Origin of the sequence: Desulfonatronospira sp. MSAO_Bac3, assembly GCF_003838035.1 — a bacterium.
Lineage (GTDB): Bacteria > Desulfobacterota > Desulfovibrionia > Desulfovibrionales > Desulfonatronovibrionaceae > Desulfonatronospira > Desulfonatronospira thiodismutans.
This window is the reverse complement of sequence record NZ_QYZY01000125.1, coordinates 1-3406: the sequence shown is the minus strand read 5'-3', so window position 1 is coordinate 3406 and position 3406 is coordinate 1. Positions and strand designations below refer to the sequence as shown.

The following is a 3406-nucleotide window of genomic DNA, read 5'->3' as shown; positions in this document are numbered from 1 at the left end:
TACCGGGGTTTTTTCGTCCAGAACGAAGGCGGCCTGTACGAGGTGAAAAAATCCGGTGAGGCCTGGAATCCTCTCGACATAGCCTATTTTGTCAAAGAGGATGAACTGCCTGAATACTCCCAGGACGAACTGGTCTACAATCAGGACGGCAGCCTGACCCATTATACTAAGGGAACTTTTATTTACCGCATGTCCGGGCGGGACAGGCAGCAATCAGCATCCTACTATACCCCCGAATCCCTGACCCAGTGCCTGGTGAAATATTCCCTGCAGGAGCTTTTGCAGGGCAAAAGGGCTGACGATATCCTGGAACTCACCATATGCGAGCCGGCCATGGGCTCGGCTGCTTTTTTGAACGAAGCCGTAAACCAGCTGGCCCAGGCCTATCTGGACAGAAAACAAAACGAGCTGGACACCAGGTTGAGCGTAGAGGAGCTGGCCCGGGAAAAGCAGAAGGTCAAGACCTACCTGGCGGACAACAATGTCTTTGGAGTGGACCTCAATCCCGTGGCAGTGGAGCTGGCCGAGGTTTCCCTGTGGCTGAACACCATCCACGCCGGGGGTTATGTACCCTGGTTCGGCAACCAGCTGGTCTGCGGCAATTCCTTGGTGGGAGCCCGCAGGGATGTATTCCAGCCAACCCTTTTGAGAAAAAAGTCCAAAAGCGATCCCCTGTGGTTAGACAGTGTGCCTGAACGTATCCAGCCTGGAGCCCGGCGTCCCCGGGGGACAGTGTACCATTTCCTGCTGCCGGACAAGAATATGGCTGCCTATTCGGACAAAAACGTAAAGAAGCTGGTGCCTGACTCCTTCCAGGCTTTAAAGGAATGGAAAAAAGATTTTACTAAGCCTTTCAGCCAGGAGGATATAAAGCAGCTGCAAAAGCTCTCTCAGGCAGTGGATGAGCTATGGGCGGAGCATGTGGCCAGGCAGCGCAGGCTACGCCAGAGCACCAAGGATCCCTTGTCCTTCTTTGGCCATGCAATGGAAGAAAAGGACCAGACCCCGGTCAGGAACAAGGACCGCATCCTGCGCCAGGAACAGTGGGCTGAAGGACTTAGGCACTCCACGCCTTTCAAGCGCCTCAAACTGGCCATGGACTACTGGTGCGCCCTGTGGTTCTGGCCCTTGGAGCAGACAGACCTGTTGCCCTCGAGAGAGGCCTTTCTCTTAGAGATGTCCCTGATTCTGCAGGGGGAGGTCTATGAGGCTACCAATGTCACGGATAAGCACGGACGTCCCAGGATGCCGGGAATCGAAATACCGGAACAGCAGGCCAGGCCTGCCGCAGATGAAAACCTGGGCCGGGTGAATGTGGACGGCCTGTGCGACAAGCTGGAACGTCTGAAGCTGGCCCGTGATTTGGCTGAGAAGTACCGCTTTCTGCACTGGGAACTGGAATTTGCCGACATCATCGAGGACAGGGGAGGGTTTGACCTTATTCTGGGTAATCCGCCGTGGATAAAGGTGCAATGGGAAGAGGGCGAAGTCATGGGCGACCATGAGCCTCTTTTTGTGCTCAGGAAAAAAAGCGCCCCGGAACTGGCCAGGCTGCGTGAACAGACCCTGGAAAAACTTAATCTGACCCCGTCCTACCTGCAGGCTTACGAAGAATCAGAAGGCACGCAGATGTTTCTCAATGCCAGGCAGAACTACCCGGCCCTGCACAGAATGCAATCCAACCTTTACAAGTGCTTCCTGCCCCAGGCCTGGCGATATGGGAAGCAGAATGGCGTATCTGGTTTCTTGCATCCTGAAGGAGTGTATGATGATCCCAAGGGTGGCAGGTTGCGGGAGGAAATATATCCCAGATTGAGGTATCATTTTCAGTTTGTGAATGAGTTGAAATTATTCTCTGATATAGACCATCACAATTCCTTTAGCGTCAATATCTACAGGTACTGGGGCGATACAGTCAGCTTTATCCATACTGCAAATCTATATGTGCCCAAAACCGTTGATAATTGCTTTGAACATAGTGGTCATGGCCAGATTCCAGGAATAAAAGATGAACATAACAAGTGGAATGTTCATGGTCATGCTTCCCGCCTGATACCCGTCACAGAAAAGGAACTGCAGTTGTTTGCCAGGCTGTACGATCCTGAGGGTACTCCGGCATTGCAGGCCCGTCTGCCTGCTATTCATTCTAAGGAACTTGTGCAGGTGCTGGAAAAATTTGCGGCCCAGCCCATTAAGCTGGGAGACATGCAGGGGGAATATTTTTCTACAGAAATGTGGCATGAGACCAATTCACAAAATGATGGGACCATACGCCGCGACACTCAGTTCCCGGATACGGCGGAGGAGTGGGTTTTATCAGGGCCACACTTCTTTGTGGGCAATCCTTTTTACAAGACGCCCAGGGCGGAATGCACCAAAAACGCAGACTATGACATCCTGGATCTGACCGACCTTCCTGACGATTATCTGCCCCGGACCAACTATGTGCCCAATTGCTCCCAAGAAGAATACCACCGCCGCACTCCAAAAGTGCCTTGGGATGGGAGGCCGGTGACTGATTATTATCGGCTGGCTTTCAGAAGAATGTTTGGAGCATCTGCGGAGAGATCACTAATTTGCAGTATTGTCCCGAAAAAATGTGCTCATATAAATACCACTCTTTCAAAAACATTTTCAAATTATAATAAATTGATGTCATTTAACTGTGCATGTCTTTCTGTGATTTATGACTTTTATCTCAAGACAACAGGCAGGGCAGATGTATATGCCTCCACCTTAGAAATGTTTCCCTATTTTGAAAATCAATATCTATTCCTTAGAGGTTTGATACTTACCTGCCTCAACAATCACTACTCATCCCTCTGGTCCTCATGCTGGCAGGACACTTTTACCACCGATTCCTGGGCAAAATCAGATCCGCGGCTGCCCGATTCATTTTTCCGCAGCCTGACCCCCAAATGGCATCGAGACTGCGCCCTGCGCACAGACTATGCCAGACGCCAGGCCCTGGTGGAGATCGACGTGCTCACTGCCCAGGCCCTGGGGCTGACTTTGGAAGAACTCAAGACCATCTACCGGGTACAGTTCCCGGTCATGCGTCAATACGAAGCTGACACATGGTATGACCAGAACGGCCGCATTGTATTCACCAACTCCAAAGGCCTGACCGGAGTGGGATTTTCCAGACCTGAATGGAATGACCAGACCGAGGAAGTCAAAGACGATCAGGGCCGGATCATCCGCATATCCAAATCCGGCCAACCCCTGACCCGTACATTCACAGACAACACCCTGCCCACCGGCCCATACGAAAAAACCATGGAGTACCTGCCGCCTTTTGATAAGTGTGACAGGGAAGAGGACTATGAGGTAGTCTGGGAAGAGTTTGAAAGAAGATTTCAGGATAATTATCCCCGGTGATCTCATTAAGGCCATGAAAACAGAC

Annotated in this window: 1 protein-coding gene; it reads left to right on the top strand. The window is 51.5% G+C overall.

Annotated elements, in window-relative coordinates; all coding sequences use genetic code 11:
- Window positions 1-3381, top strand: a 3381-nt coding sequence (locus D5S03_RS04590; protein ID WP_287042807.1) for an Eco57I restriction-modification methylase domain-containing protein, incomplete at its 5' end; no start/stop codon positions are given.
- Window positions 3382-3406: the final 25 nt, after the last annotated feature.